This window comes from Streptomyces sp. NPDC093510, from assembly GCF_040683555.1.
Taxonomy (GTDB): domain Bacteria; phylum Actinomycetota; class Actinomycetes; order Streptomycetales; family Streptomycetaceae; genus Streptomyces.
The window spans coordinates 175,411-200,925 of sequence record NZ_JBFBEE010000009.1 but is presented as its reverse complement, the minus strand read 5'-3'; the positions used below and the strand labels follow the sequence as shown (position 1 = coordinate 200,925).

22 protein-coding genes and 1 riboswitch are annotated in these 25,515 nt (G+C 68.9%); of the genes, 10 read left to right on the top strand and 12 right to left on the bottom strand.

The features are described from left to right. Positions 1-47 precede the first annotated feature (47 nt). From AB0N81_RS16675 to AB0N81_RS16660, 4 genes are all read left to right on the top strand, one after another. The gene (locus tag AB0N81_RS16675) at positions 48-1,028 is read left to right on the top strand and encodes a hypothetical protein (RefSeq protein WP_365358749.1); all 981 of its coding nucleotides are present in this window, start codon (positions 48-50) and stop codon (positions 1,026-1,028) included. A gap of 63 nt (positions 1,029-1,091) precedes the next feature. Then, positions 1,092-1,742 (top strand): peptide deformylase, encoded by a 651-nt coding sequence (gene def / locus AB0N81_RS16670; RefSeq protein ID WP_365358747.1) that lies wholly within the window; start codon positions 1,092-1,094, stop codon positions 1,740-1,742. 314 nt (positions 1,743-2,056) lie between these two features. Further along, positions 2,057-3,181, top strand: a complete 1,125-nt coding sequence (cyc1, locus tag AB0N81_RS16665) for an epi-isozizaene synthase (protein WP_365358745.1) — start codon at positions 2,057-2,059, stop codon at positions 3,179-3,181. Then, the gene (locus tag AB0N81_RS16660) at positions 3,178-4,554 is read left to right on the top strand and encodes a cytochrome P450 (protein ID WP_365358743.1); all 1,377 of its coding nucleotides are present in this window, start codon (positions 3,178-3,180) and stop codon (positions 4,552-4,554) included. The genes cyc1 and AB0N81_RS16660 overlap by 4 nt, the downstream gene beginning before the upstream one ends. Before the next feature lie 99 nt (positions 4,555-4,653). Here AB0N81_RS16660 and AB0N81_RS16655 read toward each other — a convergent pair whose 3' ends face one another. From AB0N81_RS16655 to AB0N81_RS16620, 8 genes are all read right to left on the bottom strand, one after another. Next, positions 4,654-5,676: a ribonucleotide-diphosphate reductase subunit beta gene (locus tag AB0N81_RS16655; RefSeq protein WP_365358741.1), complete on the bottom strand. Its 1,023-nt coding sequence runs from the start codon at positions 5,674-5,676 to the stop codon at positions 4,654-4,656. Next, positions 5,676-8,084 carry a ribonucleoside-diphosphate reductase subunit alpha gene (locus AB0N81_RS16650; RefSeq protein ID WP_365358739.1) on the bottom strand — a complete coding sequence of 803 codons (2,409 nt, stop codon included), beginning with the start codon at positions 8,082-8,084 and terminating at the stop codon, positions 5,676-5,678. The genes AB0N81_RS16655 and AB0N81_RS16650 overlap by 1 nt, the downstream gene beginning before the upstream one ends. 129 nt (positions 8,085-8,213) lie before the next feature. Continuing rightward, positions 8,214-8,344: riboswitch (cobalamin riboswitch) on the bottom strand. Between the two features lie 54 nt (positions 8,345-8,398). Further along, positions 8,399-8,914, bottom strand: coding sequence for a GNAT family N-acetyltransferase (locus tag AB0N81_RS16645; RefSeq protein WP_365358737.1), 516 nt, complete (start codon positions 8,912-8,914; stop codon positions 8,399-8,401). An 81-nt stretch (positions 8,915-8,995) separates the two neighbouring features. Further along, on the bottom strand, positions 8,996-10,624 hold the full coding sequence (mctP, locus tag AB0N81_RS16640; RefSeq protein WP_365358735.1) for a monocarboxylate uptake permease MctP: 1,629 nt from the start codon (positions 10,622-10,624) through the stop codon (positions 8,996-8,998). Then, entirely contained in the window at positions 10,621-10,875 is a 255-nt protein-coding gene (locus tag AB0N81_RS16635; protein WP_365358733.1) for a DUF3311 domain-containing protein, read from the bottom strand. The genes mctP and AB0N81_RS16635 overlap by 4 nt, the downstream gene beginning before the upstream one ends. Before the next feature lie 121 nt (positions 10,876-10,996). Next, a complete protein-coding gene (locus AB0N81_RS16630) occupies positions 10,997-11,194 on the bottom strand; it encodes a YbdD/YjiX family protein (RefSeq protein WP_365358731.1) in 198 nt (65 codons plus the stop codon). Then, positions 11,191-13,341 (bottom strand): carbon starvation CstA family protein, encoded by a 2,151-nt coding sequence (locus tag AB0N81_RS16625; RefSeq protein ID WP_365358980.1) that lies wholly within the window; start codon positions 13,339-13,341, stop codon positions 11,191-11,193. The genes AB0N81_RS16630 and AB0N81_RS16625 overlap by 4 nt, the downstream gene beginning before the upstream one ends. A 112-nt stretch (positions 13,342-13,453) precedes the next feature. Further along, positions 13,454-14,239, bottom strand: a complete 786-nt coding sequence (locus AB0N81_RS16620; protein WP_365358978.1) for a GntR family transcriptional regulator — start codon at positions 14,237-14,239, stop codon at positions 13,454-13,456. A 326-nt stretch (positions 14,240-14,565) separates the two neighbouring features. Between AB0N81_RS16620 and AB0N81_RS16615 the strand changes: the two genes are divergently transcribed. The 4 genes from AB0N81_RS16615 to AB0N81_RS16600 all read left to right on the top strand — a co-directional run bounded on the left by AB0N81_RS16615 (position 14,566) and on the right by AB0N81_RS16600 (position 19,266). After that, positions 14,566-15,840 (top strand): extracellular solute-binding protein, encoded by a 1,275-nt coding sequence (locus tag AB0N81_RS16615; RefSeq protein ID WP_365358729.1) that lies wholly within the window; start codon positions 14,566-14,568, stop codon positions 15,838-15,840. Between the two features lie 94 nt (positions 15,841-15,934). Beyond that, complete coding sequence (locus AB0N81_RS16610; protein ID WP_365358727.1) at positions 15,935-16,924, top strand: sugar ABC transporter permease; 990 nt, start codon at positions 15,935-15,937, stop codon at positions 16,922-16,924. Further along, positions 16,921-17,751 (top strand): carbohydrate ABC transporter permease, encoded by an 831-nt coding sequence (locus AB0N81_RS16605; protein ID WP_365358725.1) that lies wholly within the window; start codon positions 16,921-16,923, stop codon positions 17,749-17,751. Before AB0N81_RS16610 ends, AB0N81_RS16605 begins: the two co-directional genes overlap by 4 nt. Positions 17,752-17,757: 6 nt before the next feature. Continuing rightward, positions 17,758-19,266 (top strand): glycoside hydrolase family 3 protein, encoded by a 1,509-nt coding sequence (locus tag AB0N81_RS16600; RefSeq protein WP_365358723.1) that lies wholly within the window; start codon positions 17,758-17,760, stop codon positions 19,264-19,266. A 138-nt stretch (positions 19,267-19,404) separates the two neighbouring features. On the opposite strand, the gene nagB is transcribed toward AB0N81_RS16600, so the two are convergent. Both nagB and AB0N81_RS16590 read right to left on the bottom strand, forming a co-directional pair. Beyond that, a complete protein-coding gene (gene nagB, locus AB0N81_RS16595; RefSeq protein ID WP_365358721.1) occupies positions 19,405-20,190 on the bottom strand; it encodes a glucosamine-6-phosphate deaminase in 786 nt (261 codons plus the stop codon). A gap of 242 nt (positions 20,191-20,432) precedes the next feature. Further along, positions 20,433-21,203 (bottom strand): SDR family oxidoreductase, encoded by a 771-nt coding sequence (locus AB0N81_RS16590; RefSeq protein WP_365358719.1) that lies wholly within the window; start codon positions 21,201-21,203, stop codon positions 20,433-20,435. Between the two features lie 93 nt (positions 21,204-21,296). Here AB0N81_RS16590 and AB0N81_RS16585 point away from each other — a divergent pair, with 93 nt between their 5' ends. Both AB0N81_RS16585 and AB0N81_RS16580 read left to right on the top strand, forming a co-directional pair. Further along, a complete protein-coding gene (locus AB0N81_RS16585) occupies positions 21,297-21,914 on the top strand; it encodes a TetR/AcrR family transcriptional regulator (RefSeq protein WP_365358717.1) in 618 nt (205 codons plus the stop codon). Between the two features lie 313 nt (positions 21,915-22,227). Further along, on the top strand, positions 22,228-23,694 hold the full coding sequence (locus AB0N81_RS16580) for a PAS domain-containing sensor histidine kinase (RefSeq protein ID WP_365358976.1): 1,467 nt from the start codon (positions 22,228-22,230) through the stop codon (positions 23,692-23,694). 209 nt (positions 23,695-23,903) lie between these two features. Here AB0N81_RS16580 and AB0N81_RS16575 read toward each other — a convergent pair whose 3' ends face one another. Together AB0N81_RS16575 and AB0N81_RS16570 are read right to left on the bottom strand one after the other, a co-directional pair. Continuing rightward, entirely contained in the window at positions 23,904-24,161 is a 258-nt protein-coding gene (locus AB0N81_RS16575; protein ID WP_016639615.1) for a WhiB family transcriptional regulator, read from the bottom strand. A gap of 316 nt (positions 24,162-24,477) precedes the next feature. After that, on the bottom strand, positions 24,478-25,446 hold the full coding sequence (locus AB0N81_RS16570) for a diacylglycerol kinase family protein (RefSeq protein WP_365358715.1): 969 nt from the start codon (positions 25,444-25,446) through the stop codon (positions 24,478-24,480). Between the last annotated feature and the right edge of the window lie 69 nt (positions 25,447-25,515).

The window sequence follows — 25,515 nt, the reverse complement described above, 5'->3', positions numbered from 1 at the left end:
AGATGTGACCTACGCATTACGTGGCAGGCGGGAATCAGGCGGGAATCGTGAGGATCTTCGGCAAGGGACGGCACCGGCCCTCCGCCTCATGGCGGCAGGCGACCGACCGCGCGTTCACGCTGATCGGCGACGGCCGGTACGAGGACGCGGGGGCACTGCTCACGCGCGCGGCGGATCTGGAACCCTGGCTGTCCGAGTCCTGGTTCAACCTGGCGCTGCTGCACAAGTTCCGGCACGACTGGGAGCAGGCGCGGGCGGCCGGGCTGCGTGCCGTCGCGCTCCTGGACCGCTCCGCGGGCGCCCCCGACTGGTGGAACGTCGGCATCGCGGCGACCGCCCTTCAGGACTGGCCCCTGGCCCGCCGCGCCTGGCAGGCGTACGGCCTGCGGGTGCCCGGCGGTGTGGCCGCCTCCGGCGAGCCCACGGGCATGGACCTCGGCAGCGCGGCCGTGCGGCTCTCCCCGGAGGGCGAGGCCGAGGTCGTGTGGGGCCGCCGCCTGGACCCGGCGCGCATGGAGGTCCTGTCCATTCCGCTGCCCTCCTCGGGGCGCCGCTGGGGCGAGGTCGTGCTGCACGACGGCGTCCCGCATGGCGAGCGGACGACGGCGGACGGACACTCGTACCCCGTGTTCGACGAGATCGAGCTGTGGGCGCCCTCGCCCGTGCCGACCTGGGTGGTCCTCCTGGAGGCCGCCACCGAGGACGACCGGGACGCCCTGGAGCGGCTCGCGGCCGACGCGGGCTTCGCCGCCGAGGACTGGTCGTCGTCCGTGCGGCTGCTCTGCCGGATGTGCTCCGAGTCCCGGATGCCGAGCGACGAGGGCGACGGCGAGCACCTGGACCCGCACGACCACAGCGAGCCCGGGCATCCGGGCCCGCTCGGCCACCGCAGTCCGGGCGCGCTCTGGGTGCCGGAGCGCGAGTGCGGCCTCGCGGCGCCCGCGGGCCTTGTGCGCGGCCTGCTCGACGGCTGGGTGGCGGACAGCCCGGATTCCCGTGACTGGCGGGATCTCGAAGAGGTCTGCTGACACTTCGCCGTAGGCTGTACCGGCACAAACTCTTGAGGGTTCCAAGGAAGGCGTACGGCGGACATGGCGCAGGACACTGAGCAGCAGGCTTCCGGCGGGGTGCTCCCCGTCGACGACGAGGGCTTCGTCATCGACACGGAGGACTGCGAGGAGCGTGAGACGGCCTACCGCGAGCGCGGCACGTCCCGGCCGATCACGGTCGTCGGCAACCCGGTGCTGCACAAGGAGTGCAAGGACGTCACGGCCTTCGACGACGACCTCGCGAAGCTGATCGACGACATGTTCGCGACCCAGCGCGTCGCGCAGGGCGTCGGCGTGGCCGCCAACCAGGTCGGCGTCGACCTGAAGGTCTTCGTCTACGACTGCATGGACGACGACGGCGTGCGCCACGTCGGCGTGGTCTGCAACCCGGTGCTCCAGGACCTGCCGGCCGACCGGCGCAGCCTCGACGACTCGGGCGAGGGCTGCCTCTCCGTCCCCACCGCCTACGCCCCGCTGGCCCGCCCGGACTACGCCGAGGTGACCGGGCAGGACGAGAAGGGCAACCCGATCAAGGTGCGCGGCACGGGCTACTTCGCGCGCTGCCTGCAGCACGAGACGGACCACCTGTACGGCTACCTGTACATCGACCGTCTCTCCAAGAGGGAGCGCAAGGACGCGCTGCGGCAGATGGAAGAAGGCACCCCGCGCTACCCCGTGGTGGCCAATGACTGACTCCCGCGGCGCCTGAGAGGCGCGGGAACCGCGTGACGCGAGCGGCCCCTGGTTCAGGAACTACCTCCTGACCAGGGGCCGTTGGCATGTGCTGACCCAAGCCGCTCGCCTGTGCGAGCAAATCAAGCTGCCAGTGATCCATATTCAGTCACGTAAGGGGATGTTCTCGGCACTGGGGGGTAGTGAATGGCGCAAATCTGTTCCCTGAACGGTCAGTTGTGGTGCTGAATGGAAAGCGCGGGGATACGCAACGGCGCGCGCCCGGCACGGCGGGAGGGGCGTGTGTCCTCAGGGCGGCTGAAAGGGGTTTGTTCGTGCCTGCATATTCCGGAAGCACTTCACCGACACATCCACACGCACGGCCACGTTCGTCGGCGGTATCGGTGCCGCCGGCACTGGCCCTTCCGGTGATCGAAGCAGCCTTCCCTCGCCGTCTGCATCCGTATTGGCCAAAGCTTCAGGAGAAGTCCAGGACCTGGCTGCGCGAAATGCGGCTGATGCCCCCGGACAAGGTCGAGCGGTACGCGGACAGCCTCTGCTACACGGATCTGGTCGCGGGCTACTACATTGGCGCGCCGGACGAGTTGCTCACCGCGATAGCGGACCTCAGCAGCTGGTTCTTCGCCTGGGACGACCGGCACGACCGGGACTCCGTGCACGGCAGGGCGGCCCAGTGGCGGCGGCTGTGCCGTGGCCTGCACGGCGCCCTGAACACCCCCAGGCAGTACCTGCACCACAGGGACCCACTGGTCGCGGGGTTCGCCGACTGTGTCCAGCGCCTGTACTCCTTCCTCGGCCCCAGCTGGAACGCCCGGTTCGCCCGGCACTTCCACCCGGTGATCGAGGCGTACGACCAGGAGTTCAGGAACCGGCGCTTCGGCACCGTGCCCACGGTCGAGGCGTACATCGAGCTGCGCCGCCTCACGTTCGCGCACTGGGCGTGGATCGACCTCCTGGAACCCACCGCGCGCCGCGAACTGCCGGGCGCCGTACGGAGACACCCCGCGTACCGGCGGGCGGCACTGGCGACCCAGGACTTCTCGGCCTGGTACAACGACCTGTGCTCCCTGCCGAAAGAACTCGCGGGAGACGAACTCCACAATCTCGGAATCAGTCTCATCCAGCACGAGGGAATGCGACTCGAAGAGGCGGTGCGGGAAGTCCACAGGCGCGTCAGCCAATGCGTCACGGACTTCATCGAAGCAGAACAGGAAGTGCTGCTGTTCGTCGAAGAATTGGCGGACGAAAGTGAGGGTGGCAGGGAACTCGCGGACGCGGTGAAATCATGCGTCTTCAACATGCGGAACTGGTTCTCTTCCGTGTACTGGTTCCATCATGAATCCGGCCGCTATCGGGTGGACAGCTGGGACGACAGGTCCATGCCCCCGTATGTGACGGAAACAGCCCTGGCGGAAAACGAACTGGTAGGTGAGGAATGAGCGTCGAATCCGCAATACCCGCGCCGGCCACTCCCGGAACCGGCCCGCTGCGCACCCCGCCCCTCGTCCGCGGCGGAGCCCCCGTGCTCGGCCACGCCTGGAACCTGGTGCGCGACCCGCTCGGCTTCCTCTCGGCGCTGCGCGACCACGGGGACCTCGTACGGATCAGGCTGGGACCCAAAACGGCCTACGCGGTGTGCGATCCGGAACTGGTCGGAGCCATGCTGAAGAACCCCGAGTACATCGTCGGCGGACCGCTCTGGGACACCCTGGAGGTGCTCCTCGGCAAGGGCGTGGCGACCAGCAACGGCAGACTGCACCGGCGCCAGCGGCGCATGATGCAGCCCGCCTTCAGGCCCGAGCGGATCGCCGACTACGCCAAGGTGATGGAGGAGGAGGCGCGCGCCACGGCGGCCCGCTGGCAGCCGGGCGCCACCGTCGACGTGAGCGCCGAGATGTTCCGCACGGCGGTGCGCATCGTCTCGCGCTCGCTCCTGGAGGTCGACTCGATACGGGACAAGGCGGACCGGATCGCCGACTCGCTGCACACCGTCTTCGACGGGCTCTACCGCAGGATGGTGCTCTCGGTCGGCCCGCTCCACCGCGTGCCGACCCCCGCCAACCGGCGGTTCGAGAGGGCGCTCGCCGATCTGCACGCGCTCGTCGACGAGATCATCGCCGAGCGCCGCGCGGCCGGACCAGGCGCCCCGGACGACCTGCTCGCCGAATTGCTGCGGGCCAGGGACGAAACCGGGGAGCCCATAGCCGACCAGGAGATCCACGACAACGTCGTATCGCTCGTCGTGGCGGGCGCGGAGAATGTCGCGTCGACGCTGGCGTGGACGTTCCACCTGCTGACCGAACACCCCGAGCAGGAAAGGCGGTTGGTTGAAGAGGTAAATTCCGTGGCCCCGGATCGCGCGATCACATTCGCCGATCTCAAGGAGCTGCCGCACACCCGCAATGTCGTCACCGAGGCGATGCGTATCCGGCCTGCCGCCTGGATATTCACGCGCAGGGCCGTGGCCGAAACCGAACTGGGCGGCTTTTCGATTCCGGCGGACGCCGACCTCGTCTACAGCGTGTACGCGATGCAGCGCGACCCGCGTTCCTTCGAGCGGAACCTCGAGTTCGACCCCGACCGCTGGAATCCGGAACGAGCCGGTGACGTGCCGGAGTTCGCGATGATGCCGTTCGGCGTCGGCAACCGGAAGTGCCCCGGGGACCACTTCAGCCTGGCCGAACTCGCCCTGATCCTCGGGACGGTGGTGCCGAAGTGGCGTCTTGAGCCGGTCGAGGAGACCGACATCCGCACCCGGGTCGGCATCACCCTGCACCCCAAGCGGCTCGTCCTGCGGGCCGCACCGCGCTGACGCGCTGACACGGCAAGGTGCCCGCCCCCGTCCGGCAGAACGGGGGCGGGCACACCGGCGCGCGTCCAGGACTCGTCCAGGATGCGTCCCAGGACTCGTCTAGAACTCGTCGTCGAAGGAGACCGAGCCCTCCACCGCGACCTGGTAGGCCGAGGGCCGCCGCTCGAAGAAGTTGGTCAGCTCCTGGACACCCTGCAGCTCCATGAAGGAGAACGGGTTCTCGGAGCCGTAGACCGGCGCGAAGCCGAGGCGCTGCAGACGCTGGTCGGCCACGCACTCCAGGTACGCGCGCATCGAGTCGGTGTTCATGCCCGGCAGACCGTCACCGCACAGATCGCGGGCGAACTGCAGCTCGGCCTCGACGGCCTCCTTCAGCATGTCCGTGACCTGCGTCTGGAGCGCGTCGTCGAAGAGCTCCGGCTCCTCCTTGCGGACCGTGTCCACCACGTCGAAGGCGAAGCTCATGTGCATCGTCTCGTCGCGGAACACCCAGTTCGTGCCGGTCGCCAGGCCGTGCAGCAGACCGCGGCTGCGGAACCAGTAGACGTAGGCGAATGCACCGTAGAAGAAGAGGCCCTCGATGCACGCCGCGAAGCAGATCAGGTTGAGCAGGAAACGGCGGCGGTCGGCCTGCGTCTCCAGCCGGTCCAGCTTCTCGACCGAGTCCATCCACTTGAAGCAGAACTGCGCCTTCTCACGGATGGAGGGGATCTCCTCGACCGCGTCGAACGCGGCCGCCCGGTCCTCGGGATCGGGCAGATAGGTGTCGAGCAGCGTCAGATAGAACTGGACGTGCACAGCCTCCTCGAAGAGCTGACGGCTCAGGTAGAGCCGCGCCTCGGGGGAGTTGATGTGCTTGTAGAGCGTCAGCACCAGGTTGTTGGAGACGATCGAGTCACCGGTCGCGAAGAACGCGACGAGGCGGCCGATCAGGTGCTGCTCCTCGGGCGTCATCTTCGCCAGGTCGGCGACGTCCGAGTGGAGGTCGACCTCCTCGACGGTCCACGTGTTCTTGATCGCGTCCCGGTAGCGCTCGTAGAAGTCCGGGTAGCGCATGGGGCGCAGGGTCAGCTCGAAGCCCGGGTCGAGGAGGTTCTTCTCGCTGTGGGTCGTGGAGCTCATTACTGGCAGGCCTCGCAGGACTCGGGGTTTTCCAGGGAGCAGGCGACGGCCTCGGGGTCGGTCACCTGCTGGGGGGCGGGGGCGGTGGCGGCGGCGTTCGAGCCGCCGGCCGCGCGGGCGATGCGGGTGGCGGGACGCGAGCGCAGGTAGTACGTGGTCTTCAGACCCCGCTGCCAGGCGTAGGCGTACATCGAGGAGAGCTTGCCGATGGTCGGCGTCTCCATGAAGAGGTTGAGCGACTGCGCCTGGTCCAGGAAGGGCGTGCGGGCGGCGGCCATGTCGATCAGGCCGCGCTGCGGGATCTCCCACGCGGTGCGGTACAGCGCGCGGATGTCCTCGGGAATCCAGTCGAAGCCCTGCACCGAGCCGCTGGCCTCGCGCAGCGCCTCACGGGTGTGCGCGTCCCACACGCCCAGCCGCTTGAGCTCCTCCACCAGGTAGGCGTTGACCTGGAGGAACTCGCCGGACAGCGTCTCGCGCTTGAACAGGTTGGAGACCTGCGGCTCGATGCACTCGTAGACACCGGCGATGGAGGCGATGGTCGCGGTCGGCGCGATGGCCAGCAGCAGCGAGTTGCGCATGCCGGTGGCGGCGATACGCTCCCGCAGCGCCGCCCAGCGCTCCGGCCAGGTCAGCTCGACACCGTAGTGGTCGGGGTGCAGGACGCCGCGCGCGGTGCGGGTCTTCTCCCAGGCCGGCAGCGGCCCGTTGCGCTCGGCGAGGTCGGCGGACGCCTCGTACGCGGCGAGCATGATCCGCTCGGAGAGGCGGGTCGACAGAGCGCGCGCCTCGGGGGAGTCGAAGGGCAGCTTCAGCTGGAAGAAGACGTCCTGCAGACCCATCGCGCCCAGGCCCACCGGACGCCACTTGGCGTTGGAGCGCCCGGCCTGCTCGGTCGGGTAGAAGTTGATGTCCACGACCCGGTCGAGGAAGGTGACGGCCGTGCGGACGGTCTCGTCCAGCCGCTCCCAGTCGATGTCACCGGCGGCCGTGTCCACGAACGCGCCGAGGTTCACCGAGCCGAGGTTGCAGACGGCCGTCTCCCCGTCGTCCGTCACCTCCAGGATCTCCGTGCACAGATTGGAGGAGTGCACCGTGTGACCGGGCTCCGCCGTCTGGTTGGCGGTGCGGTTGGCGGCGTCCTTGAAGGTCAGCCAGCCGTTGCCGGTCTGCGCCAGGGTGCGCATCATGCGGCCGTACAGGTCCCGGGCCGACATGGTCTTCTTCGCGAGCCCGGCGGCCTCCGCCTTCCGGTAGGCGGCGTCGAACTCCTCGCCCCACAGATCGACGAACTCCGGCACGTCCGAGGGCGAGAACAGCGACCACTCCTGGTCGGCGGCGACCCGGCGCATGAACTCGTCGGGAATCCAGTGCGCCAGGTTGAGGTTGTGCGTGCGGCGCTGGTCCTCACCCGTGTTGTCGCGCAGCTCCAGGAACTCCTCGATGTCGGAGTGCCAGGTCTCCAGGTAGACCGCGGCGGCACCCTTGCGGCGCCCGCCCTGGTTCACGGCGGCGACCGAGGCGTCCAGGGTCTTCAGGAACGGCACGATGCCGTTGGAGTGCCCGTTCGTCCCGCGGATCAGCGACCCCCTGGAGCGGATGCGGGAGTACGAGAGGCCGATGCCGCCCGCGTGCTTCGAGAGGCGCGCGACCTGGTGGTAGCGGTCGTAGATGGAGTCGAGCTCGTCCAGCGGGGAGTCGAGGAGGTAGCAGGACGACATCTGCGGGTGCCGGGTGCCGGAGTTGAAGAGCGTCGGCGAGGACGGCAGGTAGTCCAGGCGGCTCATCAGGCCGTACAGCGCGGCGACTTCGTCGACGGCTCGCACGCTCCCGTCCTCCGCGAGGCCGCTCGCGACGCGCAGCATGAAGTGCTGCGGGGTCTCGATGACCTGCCGGGTGATCGGGTGGCGCAGCAGATAGCGGCTGTGCAGCGTGCGCAGGCCGAAGTAGCCGAAGCGGAAGTCCGCGCCGTCCGCGAGCGCGGCCTCCACGAGCGCGTCGAGCCGCGCCGCGTGCTCGGTGGCGAAGGCCGCCGTGCGGTCGGCGATCAGACCCTCGCGGTGACCGACCGTGATCGACTCGGTGAAGGTGCGCACGCCCTGCGAGGCGGCCTCGGCGGCGATGGAGAGGCTCAGCAGCCGGGCGGCGAGCTTGGAGTACGCAGGGTCCTCGGAGATGAGCCCCGCGGCCGCCTCGGTCGCCAGCTCCCGCAGCTCCGACTCGTCGGCCCGTGCCGACCGGCCGCGCAACGCGGCGGCGGCGACCCGGCCGGGGTCGGCGTCGGGGAGGTCGGCGGTGAGGTCGGTCAGGGTGCGCAGCAGCACGGCCCCTGGTCCGTCGGTACCCACAGTGCTGTCGGTGGGCTGCGGTGACAGCGCTGACGCAGGTTCGGCAGGCGCGATGGTCACGTGGAGCTCTCCCTCGCTCGGCTCTGGGCCTCATGGAGGGGATGGCACACACGGGCGCACCCGGGCAGGGTGGCGTACCGCGTCCACCGGCCCATTCCACGAGGCCCGGACGGTCGGCACCCGGCCGGACGGCTCGGGTGCACTGTCGGCAGGTCTTCGGACTCCGCGTACGACAAATGCGCACACGTCTACCGTTGCGGGACAGTTCCGGACTTGCACCGGATTCCCCTGCGGCGACAGCGAGCATGAGCATACATCTTGTGCCGCGTTTCTGAAGCAGGCCCACATCTTGTGTCGGCTCGCGGGGGCGGGGCCTAGAGTGTCAACGCGTAGGTGCGCAGCGGGAGGTCGGGGAGGGGGCACCAGTCGCGCTCCGGCGTCCGTACGAAGCCGAGGCGTTCGTAGAGCCGGTGGGCGGTCCGCATCGAGGGCGAGGAGGACAGAACGAGCCGGTCACGGCCCGCGTCCCGGGACCGCTGGACGCACGCGCGCACCAGTATCTCGCCGACGCCCCGGCCGCGCGCCGCGTGCGCGACCGCCAGCATGCGGATCTCCGTCTCGCCGTCCCGCGCGATGTCCGCCATGGGCCCGCCGGCCGGTACGAAGGTCACGCCGCCGAGGAGCCCGTCGGCGGCGCCGCCGACGGGCTGGTCCGCCACCGCCACCAATATCTCGGCGTGCGCCGCGCGCCCCGCCACGTCCCGCAGTACGGGCAGATAGCGGTCCTCCGCCCCGTAGTCCAGATGTCCGTCGTCGAGATAGGCCTGCGCGGTGAGGTCGCCCAGTGCCGCGTACTCCTCGGGGTGTGCCCGCCTGATCGTGATGTCCATGCCGCGCAGTGTGCAACAGGGACACGACAAGGGGCCGCCGGTTTTTTCCGGCGGCCCGAGTCGTGTGCGCGGTGGTACGGGTCAGTGCCCCGCGCCCGCCGTCGCCTTGGGCAGTTCCTGTATGACGCCGGGGTCGCCCGCGTCCGCCGTGTAGTCCTCCGGCGACGTCTCGTCGATGCCCTCGGGGGCCTTCAGCGCCTTCAGGACGAAGGTGAGGACCACGGTCACGACCACGTTCAGGACGAACGCGGTGAGGCCGATGTAGCCGATCTCGCCGATGCCGGGGATCGTGTCGGAGGAGCCGCCGAAGTGCTTCTGCGTGGGCGAGGCGACGCCGTACGCGGCGAGCGTGCCGTAGACCATGCCGACCACCCAGCCCGCGAGCAGCGCCCAGCGGTGGAACCACCGGGTGAACAGGCCGCCGACCAGGGCGGGCATCGTCTGCAGGATCCAGATGCCGCCAAGGAGCTGGAAGTTGATCGCGACGGTCTTGTCCATGCCGAGGACGAAGACGAGGGCGCCCACCTTCACCATGAGCGAGACCAGCTTGGAGACCTTCGTCTCCTGCTCGGGCGTCGCGTCGGGCTTGAGGAAGTCCTTGTAGATGTTCCGGGTGAAGAGGTTCGCGGCCGCGATGGACATGATGGCGGCCGGGACGAGCGCGCCGATGCCGATCGCGGCGAAAGCGACGCCCGTGAACCAGTCGGGGAACATGTCCTCGAAGAGCTGCGGGATCGCCAGCTGGCCGTTGTCGACCTTGACCCCGGCCGCGATCGCCATGAAGCCGAGCAGCGCGAGCAGGCCCAGCATCAGGGAGTACAGGGGCAGGATCGTGGTGTTGCGGCGGATCACGTTGCGGCTCTTGGAGGAGAGCGTCGCCGTGATCGAGTGCGGGTACATGAAGAGCGCGAGGGCCGAGCCGAGCGCCAGCGTCGCGTACGTCCACTGGCCGGCCTCCGGCGGCGCGAGCGCGCCGCGCGGCTTGTCGGTCGCCGGGTTGGTCTGCGAGAACGCCTCGCCCGCCTTGGCGAAGATGTCGTCGAAGCCGCCGAGCTTGATCGGGATGTAGATGATCGCGACGATGATGACGAGGTAGATCAGGCCGTCCTTCACGAACGCGATCAGCGCGGGCGCCCGCAGCCCCGACGAGTACGTGTACGCGGCGAGCACCGCGAACGCGATCAGCAGCGGCAGGTCCTTGATGAACCAGTGGGTGTCGGGGCCGCCGCCGATCCCCATGACGTCCAGGACGGCCTGGATGCCGACCAGTTGGAGCGCGATGTAGGGCATCGTGGCGAGGATGCCGGTGACCGCGACGGCCAGCGAGAGGCCCTTGGACCCGAAGCGACCGCGCACGAAGTCGGAGGTGGTCACGTAGCCGTGCTTGTGCGAGACCGACCACAGGCGCGGCAGGAAGGTGAAGATCAGCGGATAGACGAGGATCGTGTACGGCACGGCGAAGAAGCCGGCCGCGCCCGCCGCGTAGATCGCCGCGGGGACGGCCACGAAGGTGTAAGCGGTGTAGAGGTCGCCGCCGAGCAGGAACCAGGTGACCCAGGTGCCGAACGAGCGGCCGCCGAGGCCCCATTCGTCCAGGCTCTGGTCGTTCTCGGCCTTGCGCCAGCGGGCCGCGAGGAAGCCCATGACCGTGACCGCGACGAAGAAGAAGATGAAGACCGCGAGGGCGACGCCGTTGACTCCGTCGTTCATGACCGCGCCCCTTCCTTGCGTGCGCGCTGGTCACGCTGCCACAGCTTGTACGCGATCATCGTGAGCACCGTGGAGATGAGCACCCACAGCATCTGGTACCAGTAGAAGAACGGGATGCCGATGAACGTCGGTTCGATCCTGGCGTAGGAGCTCACCCACAGCATCGCCACGAAGGGCGCGACAAGGCAGACGGCGATGACCACGCGGACCGGCGTGACGACCGGTCTGTTCACTTCAGGCGCATCTGGCATAGCGCGGCTCCGTTCCCTCACTCATCCCGTGCTTAACGTGCGGGAAATCTAAGCGAGAGTCTTGATCTATGGAACCCCTGTCCGGATAACGGACGAGTGACTATGCGGTCGATGTGCCTGCTCAGCAGCAGCGGAACCCCTGCCGGGGGTCCGACTCCTGCTGGTCTGTTCGCATACGCTCAAAAGTGCGGCGGCTGGGGACGGTTACGGTCGGATGGTCCCTTCGTAAATGAGCCACATAGCGGTCGTACGCCGACTCGTCCGTCAACTCCCGCGCGTACCAACGGATCCACCGCAGGCCCCGCAGCACCCACGTCACGTGGTGAGCTCCCGCTTCTCCTCGCGTTCCCGCTCCTCCTCGAGCTCCCGCTTCTCCTCCGCCGTCGGGAAGAGCCCGGCAGGCGCGGTCAGCTTCGACTCCACGTACGGCGCTTCGCTCAGCCGCGACGCGGCGGGACGGCGGACGTGCCTGACGCACACGCGTGCCGCGTCCAGGATGACGACGACGATGAGCAGCGCGAGCGCCGCCGAAAGCACGCCGTCCACGGTGGAGTTGGTGACGACGGTGTGCATGTCGTCCATCGTCTCGGCGGGCGGCAGGATCTTGCCCTCGTCGATGGCGTCCTGGTAGTTCGCGCGCTGCTGGAAGAAGCCGACGCGCGGGTCGCTGGAGAACACCTTCTGCCAGCTCGCGGTGAGCGTCACCGTCGCGTCCCAGGCGAGCGGAATCCCGGTGATCCAGGCCCACTTGAGGCGCCCGGACTTCACGAGCAGCGTGGTGCAGACGGCGAGGGCGACGGCCGCGAGGAGCTGATTGGCGATGCCGAAGATCGGGAAGAGCTGGTTGATCCCGCCGAGCGGCTCGTGCACGCCCACCCACAGGAAGTACCCCCACAGGCCGGTGACGAGCGCACTGGTGATGACAAGACCGGGCTTCCAACTCACCTTCCTGAACGGCTTGTAGACGTTCCCCAGCATGTCCTGAAGCATGAAGCGGCCCACGCGTGTGCCCGCGTCCAGCGCGGTCAGGATGAACAGCGCCTCGAACATGATCGCGAAGTGGTACCAGAAGGCCCGCATCGAGCCGCCGGTGACCTTCGAGAAGATCTCCGACACACCGACCGCGAGCGTGGGCGCGCCGCCGGTGCGGGAGAGCAGCGAGGACTCCTCGACGTTCTTCGCGGCCTGCGCCAGATCGGCCGGCGAGATGGAGTACCCGAAGCCCGCGACGGCCTTCGACGCCTCCTGCACGGTGTCGCCGACGACGCCCGCCGGCGCGTTCATCGCGAAGTACAGGCCCGGGTCGATGATCGAGGCCGCGACGAGCGCCATGACCGCGACGGACGACTCCATCAGCATGGAGCCGTAGCCGATCATGCGGACCTGCGTCTCCTTCTGGATCATCTTCGGCGTCGTGCCCGAGGAGATCAGCGCGTGGAAGCCGGACAGCGCTCCGCAGGCGATGGTGATGAAGACGAAGGGGAAGAGCGAGCCCGCGAAGACGGGGCCGTCGCCGCGCGAGGCGAAGTCGGTCACCGGGTCCATCTTCAGCGTGGGCAGGGTGACCACGACGCCCAGCGCGAGCAGGACGATGGTGCCGATCTTCATGAAGGTGGAGAGGTAGTCGCGCGGCGCCAGGAGCATCCACACCGGCAGGATCGAGGCGACGAACCCGTACGCCACCAGCCAGATGACCAGCGTCGAGGGCGCCAGCGTGAAGGTGTCCGCGAGGGACGACTCGGCGACCCAGCGGCCCGCGACGAGCGCGAGCAGCAGCAGCGCGATGCCGATCAGGGAGACCTCGCTGACCCGGCCGGGGCGCAGGACCCGCAGGTAGAAGCCCATCAGCAGGGCGATCGGGATGGTCATCGCGATGGAGAAGGTGCCCCACGGCGACTCGGCGAGGGCGTTGACGATGACCAGCGCGAGCACCCCGAGCAGGATGATCATGATGGCGAAGGTGGCGAGCAGCGCGGCGGCCCCGCCGAACGGGCCGATCTCCTCGCGCGCCATCTGCCCGAGCGACTTGCCGTCGCGCCGCGTCGAGAAGAACAGCACGACCATGTCCTGCACGGCGCCCGCGAGGACAACGCCGACGATGATCCAGATGGTGCCGGGCAGGTATCCCATCTGGGCGGCGAGGACCGGGCCCACCAGCGGTCCGGCGCCCGCGATCGCCGCGAAGTGGTGACCGAGCAGCACGCGCCGGTCGGTCGGGTGGAAGTCGATGCCGTTGTCGAGCCGTTCGGCCGGGGTGGCGCGGGTCCTGTCGACCTTGAGGACCTTGTACGCGATGAACTTCGAGTAGAAGCGGTACGCGATGGCGTACGTGCCGAGGGCTGCCGCGACCATCCAGGCGGCGGACACCTCCTCGTCGCGGGCGAGCGCCAGGACGGTCCATCCCGTGGCGCCGACCAGCGCGACGAGGGACCAGATGACGATGGATCGAGGGTTCGCTCTGCGCACCGGGTCGTCCTCCCGCTCATCGTGCGGTGGCATTCGTCGTGCGGTGTTCATCGTGCGATGACGGGAGGAACGTAGAACAGTGGCGTGATCCGCGCCAGACCTCGGACGGGTGTCAGTCCGTGGGTCTCTTGAGGCGCGCCACGAACTTGTACCGGTCGCCCCGGTAGACCGAGCGCACCCACTCCACCGGCCGGCCGTCGCCGTCCTGCGAGTGCCGCGACAGGAGCAGCATCGGCAGGCCGACGTCGGTGCCGAGCAGGCCCGCCTCGCGCGGGGTGGCCAGTGAGGTCTCGATGGTCTCCTCGGCCTCCGCGAGGTGCACGTCGTACACCTCGGCGAGTGCCGTGTAGAGCGAGGTGTACTTGACCAGGGAGCGGCGCAGCGCGGGGAAGCGCTTCGCCGACAGGTGCGTGGTCTCGATGGCCATCGCCTCGCCGTTGGCCAGCCGGAGCCGCTCGATGCGCAGGACGCGGCCGCCCGCGCTTATGTCGAGCAGTCCCGCGAGGGTGTCGTCGGCGGTGATGTAGCCGATGTCGAGGAGCTGCGAGGTCGGCTCCAGGCCCTGGGCCCGCATGTCCTCGGTGTACGAGGTGAGTTGGAGGGCCTGCGACACCTTCGGCTTGGCGACGAACGTGCCCTTGCCCTGGATACGCTCCAGACGGCCCTCGACGACCAGTTCTTGCAGGGCCTGGCGGACCGTCGTGCGGGAGGTGTCGAACTCGGCGGCGAGCGTGCGCTCCGGGGGGACGGGGGTGCCGGGCGGCAGCGTCTCCGTCATGTCCAGCAAGTGCCGCTTCAGGCGGTAGTACTTGGGCACGCGCGCGGTGCGGCCGACCGTCGCGGCCTCGGCCGGGGGCGCGCCCACCTCGGTCCCGGTACTGCCCGCCTCAGTGCCCATGTGCTGCCTCTCCGGCTCCTGTGCTGCTGCCGTCACCGGCTCCTCCGTCTGTCGCGGCTCACATCGTGGCACGTACCGGGCCATGGGGGCGCCCCCTGGTCGAGCGAAGTCGAGAGCTTGGGGGAAGACTCTGCCTGCTCAGGTGTCGGTCCGATAACGGACGCGACAGCCCTTCTTATACACCCTTGACACCCCTAAAGGTCTAGGCCAAGCTCCCCGTACTGGTCTACACCATTAAAGACCAGGTTCCAGTCCCACGGGCAGATCTCGGTCCATTCGGTCGCTGCGGGTGGGGGGTTGACTGGCATCCCTTGAGGAGGGTGAACGTGAAGCGCAAGCTCATAGCGGCCATCGGTGTCGCGGGCATGTTGGTCTCGGTCGCGGCCTGCGGCAGTGACGACGAGGACAAGAAGTCCGGCGGGGCGGACGGCTACAAGGGCGAGACGCTGACGCTCTGGGCGATGGACGGTTCGACCCCGGACAAGTGGCAGAAGGACGTCACGGCCGCCTTCGAGAAGAAGACCGGCGCCAAGCTGAAGTTCGAAGTCCAGCAGTGGAACGGCATCCAGCAGAAGCTGACCACGGCCCTCTCCGAGGAGAACCCGCCGGACGTCTTCGAGATCGGCAACACCCAGACCGCCGCGTACGCCAAGACCGGCGGCCTCGCCGAGCTCGGCGACCTCAAGGAGTCGATCGGCGCCGACTGGACCGAGTCGATGAACAAGGCCTCGGTCATCGACGGCAAGCAGTACGCCGCCCCGTGGTTCGTCCTCAACCGCGTCGTGGTCTACAACAAGAAGATCTGGGCCGAGGCCGGCATCAAGGAGCTTCCGAAGACCCGCGCCGAGTTCCTCAAGGACCTCAAGCAGATCGGCGAGAAGACCGACGCCGAACCGATCTACATGCCCGGCCAGAACTGGTACCACTTCGTCGGCCTGACCATCGGCGAGGGCGCCGAGCTGGTCAAGAAGGACGGCGACAAGTACGTCTCCAACCTGGACGACCCGAAGGTCGCCAAGGCCATGAAGACCTACAAGCAGTTCGCGGACCTCTCCAGGGCCCCCAAGAACAAGGACGAGGCCACCCCGCAGCAGGCCGAGGTCTTCGCCAAGGGCAAGACCGGCGCCTTCATCGGCATGAGCTGGGAAGCTCCCACCGCGATCAAGGCCAACCCGAAGATCGAGAAGGACATCGGCTTCTTCACGATCCCCGGTGAGACGGCGGACAAGCCCGAGGGCGTCTTCCTCGGCGGCTCCAACCTCGCCATCGCCGCGACCAGCAAGAAGCAGGAGCTCGCCAAGGAGTTCCTCAAGATCGCGCTGTCCGACAAGTTCGAGGGCCAGTTCGCCAAGGAAGGCGGCACGATCCCGAACAAGAAGGCCCTGGAGTCCAACCTCAAGGGCAACCCGGCCGCCGAGGCCGCGGCCCCCGCCACCTCCGGCGGCGGCACCACCCCGCTGATCCCGGAGTGGGGCGCGGTCGAGAACCCGCCGAACCCGATCAAGAACTACATGACCGCCGTGCTCAACGGTAAGTCTCCTGAGGCCGCCGCCAAGCAGGTCGAGGGCGAGCTCAACAAGCGCCTGTCGCAGAAGCAGTAAGAACGCCCCTCTTGCCGGGGGCGGCGGGTGACACGCCCTCGCCGCCCCCGGCACACCTCTGCGTACCGCGATGCCCACGAAAGAGATGGCGAGCATGACCGTGCAGAAGACCGAACGGCCGCCCTCCGGCCCGACGGAGGTGCAGACACCGGCAGGCGGGCCAGGGCCGAATGCCCCGCGCAAGGGGCCCAGGCGTCTGGCCGGGCTGACGCCCTATCTGCTCCTTGCCCCCGCGATCATCGTCACCCTGCTGCTGCTCGGCTGGCCGCTGGTCAACAACGGGATGCTGTCGTTCCAGAACCTCAACATGCGGCAGTTCATTCTGCACTTGACCGAGTGGAACGGATTCGACAACTACAAGGAGGTCCTCACCGGCGAGGACTTCTGGCGGGTCACCGGCCGCTCGGTCGCCTTCACCGCCGTCAACGTCGTGCTGATCATGATCCTCGGCACGCTGGTGGGACTCCTTCTCGCGCGTCTCGGCCGGAAGATGCGCACCTTCCTCCTGGTCGGCCTCGTGCTCGCCTGGGCGATGCCCGTCGTCGCGGCGAGCACGGTCTACCAGTGGCTGTTCGCGCAGCGCTTCGGCGTCGTCAACTGGGTGCTCGCCAAGATCGGCTTCGAGTCGATGGCCGACCACGACTGGCTGGCCACGCAGTACTCGACCTTCTTCGTCGTCCTGCTGCTGATCGTCTGGATGTCCATCCCCTTCGTGGCCATCAACCTGTACGCCGCCACGACCACCATTCCCAAGGAGCTGTACGAGGCCGCGTCGCTCGACGGCGCAGGGGCCTGGAAGCAGTTCACCCAGGTCACGATGCCCTACCTGCGGCCCTTCCTCTACGCCACGACGTTCCTCGAGATCATCTGGGTCTTCAAGGCGTTCGTGCAGGTCTTCACGATCAACGAGGGCGGCCCCGACCGGCTCACCGAGATCCTTCCCGTCTACGCCTACATCGAGGGCATGGGCAACCAGCACTTCGGCATGGGTGCCGCGATCGCGCTGCTCACTATCATCATCCTGCTGGCCATCACCTCGTTCTACCTGCGGATCGTGCTCAAGCAAGAGGAGGACGAGCTGTGAAGCGCTCGCTGATGGGCCGGCTGTGGCCCAACCTGGTCGCTGTCGTCATCTTCGTCTTCTGCGTCTTCCCCGTGTACTGGATGTTCGCGACGGCCTTCAAGCCGACCGGCGACATCATCGCCGAGGACCCGGTCTGGTTCCCGACCGACGCCACCTTCGAACACTTCAAGACGGCGGTGGACGCCGACCACTTCTGGACGATGGCGGGCAACTCCCTCATCGTCACGCTCCTCGCGGTGGTCTTCTCGCTCATCATCGGCGTGACCGCGGCGTTCGCCCTGGCCCGGATGCGCTTCAAGGGGCGGCGCGGCTTCATCATCGGCTTCATGCTGGCGCAGATGGCGCCCTGGGAAGTCATGGTCATCGCGATCTACATCATCGTGCGCGACGCGGACATGCTGAACAGCCTGATCCCGCTGACCCTGTTCTACATGGTGATGATCCTGCCCTTCACCCTCCTCACGCTCCGTGGCTTCGTCGCCGCCGTGCCCAAGGAGCTGGAGGAGTCCGCCATGGTCGACGGCTGCACCCGCATGCAGGCCTTCCGCCGGGTGATCCTGCCGCTGCTCGCGCCGGGCCTGATGTCGACCTCACTCTTCGGCTTCATCACCGCCTGGAACGAGTTCCCGCTGGTCCTCGTGCTCAACAAGGAAGCCGGGTCCAAGACCCTGCCGGTGTGGCTCTCCAGCTTCCAGACCAACTTCGGCGACGACTGGGGCGCCACCATGGCGGCCGCCTCGCTCTTCGCCGTCCCGATCCTCATCCTCTTCGTCTTCCTGCAGCGCAGGGCCGTCAGCGGCCTGACCGACGGCGCAGTGAAGGGATAACGCCTGATGACGACACTCACGACGCACGCCGGTGACACCCTCACCCGCAACGCCCTGGCCGTCCTGCAGCCCGGCTTCGACGGCACCACCGCCGCCCCGGACTGGCTGCGCCGCCGGATCGGCGAAGGTCTCGCCTCCGTCAGCCTCTTCGGCCGCAACGTGCAGAACGCCGATCAGGTGGCCGCCCTCACCGCGCAGCTGCGCGCCGAGCGTGACGACCTCCTGATCGCCATCGACGAGGAGAGCGGCGACGTCACCCGCCTGGAGGTGCGCACCGGCTCCTCCTACCCGGGCAACCACGCGCTCGGCGCCGTCGACGACACGACGCTGACCCGTGAGGTCGCCGCCGACCTCGGCCGGCGCCTCGCCGCCTGCGGCATCAACCTCAACTGGGCGCCGTCGGCCGACGTCAACGCCAACCCCGACAACCCCGTCATCGGCGTACGCTCCTTCGGCTCGGACCCCGAACTGGTGGCCCGGCACACCGCCGCGTACGTCGAGGGCATGCAGTCGGCCGGCGTCGCCACCTCCGCCAAGCACTTCCCGGGGCACGGCGACACCGCGATCGACTCGCACCACTCCGTGCCGGTCATCGACGTCGACCGGGATGTCCTGAACTCCCGTGACCTGGCCCCCTTCCGCGCCGCCATCGCCGCCGGCACCCGGGCCGTGATGAGCGCCCACGTGCTGGCCCCGGCCCTGGACCCGGACAACCCCGGCACGCTCTCCCGCCGCATCCTGACCGGCCTGCTCCGCGAGGAGTTCGGCTACGACGGCCTCATCGTCACCGACGGCATGGACATGCAGGCGATCGCCGGCACCTACGGCTTCGAGCGCGGCTGTGTCCTCGCCATCGCTGCCGGCGCCGACGCGATCTGCACGGGGGGCGGGCCCTCGGACGAGGGAACCGTGCTGCGGCTGCGGGACGCCTTCGTCGCGGCGGTCCGCTCGGGCGAACTGCCCGAGGAACGTCTCGCCGACGCGGCCGACCGCGTCCGGGCCCTGGCGGGCTGGGCCGTCGCATCGCGGACTCCGGGCACGGCCGACCGCCCGGGGAGCGCGCCCGACTCGGGGATCGGTCTGGTCGCGGCCCGCCGCGCGCTGACCGTCACCCGCGGCGCGACCTACGCGGCCCCGGTCACCGAGGCCCCCTACGTCGCCACCTTCTCCCCGCTCCCCAACATCGCGGTCGGCGACGAGACCCCCTGGGGCGTCACCGCCGAACTGGAGCGCCGCTTCCCCGGCACCGAGTCGGGCACCTTCTCCGGCGACGGCGCGGGCGTCCGGGCCCTCGCGGCGGCGGGCGAACGCCGCATCGTGGCCGTGGTCCGCGACGCGCACCGCCACGCCTGGATGGCGCAGGCCGTGGACACCCTCGTCTCGGCCCGCCAGGACACGGTCGTCGTGGAGATGGGCGTCCCCCAGTCCGCCCCGGCCGGCGCCCTCCACATCGCGACGCGCGGTGCGTCGCGGGTCTGCGGCGAGGCGGCGGCGGAGGCCATCGTCGCAGGCTGACCCACCCACCCCGCGAAGCCCACCCCGCGAAGCCCACAACGCGAAGCCCACCACGTGAGAGGGGCGCCCCCGGCCGGGGGCGCCCCTCTCACTGTCCGTCGTCCTGCAGACCTGCCAGTTCTACAGTCCGGTCAGTTCTTACAGTCCCTGCCAGTCCGGCTTGTTCGCGTACGTGTGCCGGAAGTAGTCCGCGAGCTTCAGCTTGGACGCGGCGGCCTCGTCCACCACGACCGTGGCGTGCGGGTGCAGCTGGAGCGCGGAGGCGGGCACGACCGAGGCGACAGGACCCTCCACCGTCGCGGCCACCGCGTCCGCCTTGCCCTCACCCGTGGCGAGCAGCACCAGGTGCCGCGCCTCCAGGATCGTCCCGATCCCCTGGGTGATGACGTGGTGCGGAACCTGCTCGATGTCCCCGTCGAAGAAGCGCGCGTTGTCCACCCGCGTCTGCTCCGTCAGCGTCTTGATGCGCGTACGGGAGGCGAGCGACGAGCACGGCTCGTTGAACCCGATGTGCCCGTCCGTGCCGATCCCGAGCAGCTGGAGGTCCACGCCTCCGGCCTCGGCGAGCGCCTTGTCGTACGCCACACACGCCGCCTGCACGTCCTCGGCGCTGCCGTCAGGACCCATGAAGGATGCCTCGCTCAGCCCGAGCGGCTCGACGACCTCACGAAGGACCACGGAGCGGTACGACTCGGGGTGCCCGGGCGGCAGCCCCACGTACTCGTCGAGCTGGCAGATGCGCGCCCGCGTGGCGTCCACGGCACCGGACGCGACCTTGGCGGCCAGCGCTTCGTAGATGGGCAGCGGGGTGGAGCCGGTGGCGACACCGAGCAGGGCGTCAGGCTTACGGCGCACCAGGGCGGCCATGGCCTCCGCGATGAGCTCGCCGCCTGCCTTGGCGTCCGGGACGATGACAACTTCCACGCTGGGGCCTGCCGATCTGAAGTGGGGTCTCAAGCGGACTGGTGGTATAGACCAATCTAGCAGAGCTGCCCGGAACCGCGCCGCCCGATCGGCCGATTCCTCCGGCCCCCGCGGCGGCCATTTCTCCCGTCTCCGATCCATGCTCGGCTCTCCCTGCCGCCTCCGCCCGTCGAGCGGCAGCGACCCCCGCGCCCCCGCCCTCCCCGCCCGTCCCTCCGGGGCCCGCCACGGGGGGTCCGCCGTCACGCCCCCAGCATCGATCCGCCCGTCGCGTCGATGTACTGACCGGTGACCCACCGTGCGTCGTCCGAGGCCACGAAGGAGACGACGTCCGCCACGTCGTCGGGCTGGCCTATGCGGCCGAAGGTCGAGTACCCCGCCATCTCCGCGCGCTGCGCCTCGGGGATGCCGTCCATCATTTCCGTCTGGATGATGCCGGGCGCGACCGCGTTGACCGTGATCCCGCGCGGGCCGAGCTCCTGGGCCAAGGTGTGCGTCAGCACGTTCACCGCGCCCTTCGTCATCGAGTACGCCACGGTGACCGGGAAGGCGATGCGCGTGACGCCCGACGAGATGTTGATGATCCGTCCGCCGTCGCGCAGCCGGTCGAGCCCCTTCTGGACGACGAAGAACAGCGCCTTGGTGTTGACCGCGAACACGCGGTCGTACTCCTCCTCGCGCACCTCTGTCACGTGGCTGTACAGACCGATGCCCGCGTTGTTCACCAGGATGTCCAGACCGTCCGCGTGCCGGTCGAACTCCGTCCAGAGCGCCTCGGCGTCACCGGGCACCCCCAGCTCCGCTCCGATCGCGAAGGCGGAGCCGCCCGCCGCCTCGATCGCGGCCACCGTCTCCTTCGCCGCCACCTCGTTGCTGCCGTAGTGCACGGCGACCCGCGCCCCGTCCCGGCCGAGCCGCTCGGCGATGCTCCGCCCGATGCCCCGGCTGCCACCGGTGACCAGCGCCGTCCTGCCCGCGAGCTTGCCCTGCTGGTTCCCCTCGAACGCACCCATGTCAGGCGCCCCCTCTTTCTCTAGTGGTCGCTACAGAAAGAACGCTACCCCACACCCGGCCTCTTTTGCTAGTGCCCGCTATACAATTCACCCATGGCGACGAAACAGCGTGGACGCCCCCGCTCCTTCGACCGCGAGACGGCTCTGGAGCAGGCGATCCGTACGTTCTGGGAGAACGGGTACGAGGCGACGTCCGTCGCGGATCTCACGCGCGTCATGGGCATCGGGGCCCCCAGCCTCTACGCGGCGTTCGGCGACAAGCGAAAGCTCTTCGACGAGGTCGTCGTGCGGTACGGGGCGACGCACGGAGCCTTCGGCGGCCGCGCCTTCGAGGAGGAGCCGACCGTGCGGGCCGCTGTGTCGCGGATGCTGCACGAGGCCGCGGCCGAGTTCACGCACCCGGACCGCCCCCGCGGCTGCCTCGTCATCACCGCGGCCACCAACTGCACGACGCCGGAGGTGGAGGAGACCCTGCGCGAGCGGCGGAACGCCACCGTGGCGGGCTTCGAGTCCCGTATCCGCGCGGCCGTCGCGGCGGGGGAGCTGCCCGACCACACCGATCCCGTGGCTCTCTCCCGTTTCACGGCGGCGGTCTTCCAGGGAATGTCACAGCAGGCCAGGGACGGCGCCACCAGGGACGATCTGGAGGCGGTGGCCGATCTCGCCATGCAGGCGTGGCCGCGACAGCAACAAACATCCGTCGACGCATAGACACAGGAGAATGGTCTAGTCCACAATGCGTGGGTAAAGCCTCCGCTCTTCCCGCACAGAAGAGCGGATCGAGGAGCCGGCGCTCTCTGCCCTGACCGCGTCGGGATCCTCGACGATCGGCTGTTCAGTACCGCACATTCTGGCGGCCGATGCACCTGAAGGGCTGCGGTGCCGTGGGCGGGTTGAGGGTCCCGCCCTGGCGCCGCGGCTCGTCGGGAACGTACGAACCCTCCGGAACCGACGTACGAATCCTCCGGAACTGCGGGGCGCTGCCCCACCGGACGCGAAAGGTACGCTCGCACACGTGCCCTCCATGAACGACCTCGTACGCCAGCACACCGCTCTCGGTGACTCCGATCTCGAGTGGCTCCATCTGCTGGTATCGGAGTGGCAACTGCTCTCCGACCTCTCCTTCGCCGACCTGGTGCTCTGGGTGCCCACGCGCGACGGGGCCCGCTACGTCTCCGTGGCGCAGATGCGGCCCAACACCGGCCCCACCTCCTATCAGGACGACATGGTCGGGCACCTCGTGCCGCGCGGCCGCCGCCCGCTCCTCGACGCCGCCCTGGACGAGGGCCGCATCGTGCGCGAGGGCGACCCGGAGTGGCGTGAAGAGGTCCCGGTGCGCGTCGAGTCCATTCCCGTACGCAGGGAAGGGCGGGTCCTGGGCGTCATCGCCCGCAACACCAACCTGCTCACCGTGCGCACCCCTTCGCGTCTCGAACTGACCTACCTCCAGTCGGCGTCGGACCTAGCACAGATGATCGCGGCGGGGTCGTTCCCGTTCCAGGGGCAGCAGGTCGACATGGACGCCTCCCCGCGCGTGGGCGACGGTCTGCTGCGGCTCGACGCCGACGGCGTCGTGCAGTACGCGTCGCCGAACGCGCTCTCCGCGTACCACCGTCTCGGTCTCGCGTCGGACCTCGTCGGCCACCACTTGGGTACGGCGACGGCCGAACTCGCCCCGTCCCGCGGGCCGGTGGACGAGGCGCTGGCCAAACTGGCGAGCGGCTGGGCGCCGCGCGAGTTCGAGATCGAGGGCGGCGACGGAGTCATCCAGCTGCGCGCGATCCCGCTCAAACCCAAGGGCCCCCGCATCGGTTCCCTCGTCCTCGTGCGCGACGTCACCGAACTCCGCCGTCGCGAGCGGGAGTTGATCACCAAGGACGCGACCATCCGGGAGATCCACCACCGGGTGAAGAACAACCTCCAGACGGTCGCCGCGCTGCTGCGGCTGCAGGCCCGCCGCATCGACTCGGTGAAGGGTCGCGAGGCTCTCGAAGAAGCCGTGCGCCGCGTCGGTTCCATCGCGATCGTCCACGAGACGCTCTCCCAGAATCTCGACGAGCGCGTGGAGTTCGACGAGATCGCCGACCGGGTGCTCGCGATGGTCGCCGAGATCTCGCCCGGCAAGGTCGCGGGCCGGCGCACCGGTCGCTTCGGAATCCTGGACGCGGAGGTCGCGACGCCGCTGTCGATGGTGCTCACGGAGATTCTGCAGAACGCTCTGGAGCACGGCTTCCGCGAGGGGGACACCGGCACGGTCGAGGTGTCCGCCGTGCGGGGCGGCACCAGCAAGGAAGTGCGACTGCTCATCACCGTCCAGGACGACGGCATCGGCCTGCCCGAGGACTTCGACCCGCACCGCTCCGGCAATCTCGGCCTGCAGATCGTCCGCACACTCGTCGAAGGGGAGCTCGGCGGCACCTTCGACATGGTCCGCGCCCCGGAGCGCGGTACGCGCGTGATCCTGGACATTCCGGTGCGCGGAGACAAGTAGCGTCGGCGAACGGTCGAGCGGGGCGGACGGTCGAGCGGGGCGGACGGAACACGACAGACGAAAGCAGTGAGCCCCGGACCTGTGTGGTCCGGGGCTCACTGCTCACGTTGCGATGCGCATCGGGGGTACTGCGCGGCTGCGGCTCGGGGGCGGGAGTTGCGTACTCGCTGTACGCGCCGCCAAGCTCAGGCTCGTGGGGGGCGTGAGCGTCAGGCGCTGGCCTGGCGTGCACGGTTGCGAGCGGCGCGGCGCTTCATTGCACGGCGCTCGTCCTCGCTGAGGCCACCCCAGACGCCGGAGTCCTGGCCGGACTCGAGCGCCCACTGCAGGCACTGCTCCATGACGGGGCAGCGGCGGCAGACGGCCTTGGCTTCCTCGATCTGCAGCAGCGCAGGACCGGTGTTGCCGATGGGGAAGAAGAGCTCGGGGTCTTCCTCGCGGCAAACGGCGTTGTGACGCCAGTCCATGGCTGCTACCTCTCCTTGGTATTACATGCGGGTTGCTTGTGAATGTGAACGCTTTCACGAATCCCCCCGCACGGGAAGGGCCGACGCCCAGTTGCCTGGTGTGGACCTGTGGTGGAGGAGGGGTTCTGGCTCTCTGTGGGGCCGATGTTGCGGGCCGTCCCGATCGCCATGTAGAGATTCGCAAACCTCGGCGGCGGATACAACCCCTTCAGGAAAGTTTTTTTTGATTCCTCAGTGTCGACTGGGTCACAGCCGTACTTCCATGGGGTGGACCCTGGCCTAAACGTTCGAGTGAAAGGACTTTAGCCCCTTCTACTCACACAATCACACGCAGTGCACGGCGTACGCCTGTGAACGTCACGCTCGTCCGCAGCCCCAAGTGGTCACCGTCCATCTGGAGGGGCAGGGGCACCTTCGAATGCAAGGTGAAGTCCGTGAGGTCGTGGAGCGTGACCGCGTGCTTACCGTGCGGTCCGCGTTCCGGCGTCGACGTCAGGAGCTGGGTGCCGTACCGGGCCACGGCGGCCGTCGAGAGCTTCTTCAGACCCAGCACGTCAAGGCCGGTGTCGAAGGAGGCGCGCGGGGACGCGTACAGAGGGCGATTGCCCAGGTAGGAGTAGGGGGAGGTGTTGCAGACTATCGACAGCACCAGGTCGGTCACCGGGTCCTCGCCGGGCCGCTCCAGCGTGATCATCCCGTGCCTGCGGTGGGGCTCGTCGATGAACTGGCGGAGCACCTGGCGCACATAGAGGGCATGGGTCGAGCGCCGGCCGAGCTCGCGCTGCTGTTCGACTCTGCCCACCACGCCGCCGTCGAAGCCGAGACCCGCGCAGAACGTGAACCAGCGCGAGGGCACCGCCTCGTCCTCGGTGCCCGGCGTGCCGCCCGCGATGCCCAGGCCCACCGTGCGCTCACTGCCCTCGCGCAAGGCGTCCAGCAGGGCGCCGGTGGCCTCCACGGCGTCGTTCGGCAGCCCCAGGGCGCGTGCGAAGACATTGGTGGAGCCGCCGGGGACGACGGCGAGGCGGGGGAGGCGGTCCGGATCGGGGCCGTGGTGCAGCAGTCCGTTGACGACCTCGTTGACGGTGCCGTCGCCGCCGAGGGCCACGACGAGCTCGATGTCCTTGCTCTCCGCGGCCTGCCGGCCGAGGTCCCTGGCGTGGCCGCGGTACTCCGTGGTGACCGCGTCGAGTTTCATCTCGCTCGCCAGTGCGTGGACCAGCACATCACGCGTACGCGCACTGGTGGTGGTAGCCGCCGGGTTGACCACGAGAAGTGCACGCATGCGAAGCAGACTACCTAGCGCTCTTTACACGGCCTAGACCGAGGTGCCGGGGCGGACACCCCCGGAGCT

Coding starts and splice junctions, on each gene's coding strand:
- def (WP_365358747.1), top strand. CDS start 1,092: ATGGCGCAGGACACTGAGCAGCAGGCTTCCGGCGGGGTGCTCCCCGTC.
- AB0N81_RS16660 (WP_365358743.1), top strand. CDS start 3,178: ATGAGCGTCGAATCCGCAATACCCGCGCCGGCCACTCCCGGAACCGGC.
- AB0N81_RS16655 (WP_365358741.1), bottom strand. CDS start 5,676: ATGAGCTCCACGACCCACAGCGAGAAGAACCTCCTCGACCCGGGCTTC.
- AB0N81_RS16645 (WP_365358737.1), bottom strand. CDS start 8,914: ATGGACATCACGATCAGGCGGGCACACCCCGAGGAGTACGCGGCACTG.
- mctP (WP_365358735.1), bottom strand. CDS start 10,624: ATGAACGACGGAGTCAACGGCGTCGCCCTCGCGGTCTTCATCTTCTTC.
- AB0N81_RS16635 (WP_365358733.1), bottom strand. CDS start 10,875: ATGCCAGATGCGCCTGAAGTGAACAGACCGGTCGTCACGCCGGTCCGC.
- AB0N81_RS16620 (WP_365358978.1), bottom strand. CDS start 14,239: ATGGGCACTGAGGCGGGCAGTACCGGGACCGAGGTGGGCGCGCCCCCG.
- AB0N81_RS16610 (WP_365358727.1), top strand. CDS start 15,935: ATGACCGTGCAGAAGACCGAACGGCCGCCCTCCGGCCCGACGGAGGTG.
- AB0N81_RS16600 (WP_365358723.1), top strand. CDS start 17,758: ATGACGACACTCACGACGCACGCCGGTGACACCCTCACCCGCAACGCC.
- AB0N81_RS16590 (WP_365358719.1), bottom strand. CDS start 21,203: ATGGGTGCGTTCGAGGGGAACCAGCAGGGCAAGCTCGCGGGCAGGACG.
- AB0N81_RS16585 (WP_365358717.1), top strand. CDS start 21,297: ATGGCGACGAAACAGCGTGGACGCCCCCGCTCCTTCGACCGCGAGACG.
- AB0N81_RS16580 (WP_365358976.1), top strand. CDS start 22,228: ATGAACGACCTCGTACGCCAGCACACCGCTCTCGGTGACTCCGATCTC.
- AB0N81_RS16575 (WP_016639615.1), bottom strand. CDS start 24,161: ATGGACTGGCGTCACAACGCCGTTTGCCGCGAGGAAGACCCCGAGCTC.
- AB0N81_RS16570 (WP_365358715.1), bottom strand. CDS start 25,446: ATGCGTGCACTTCTCGTGGTCAACCCGGCGGCTACCACCACCAGTGCG.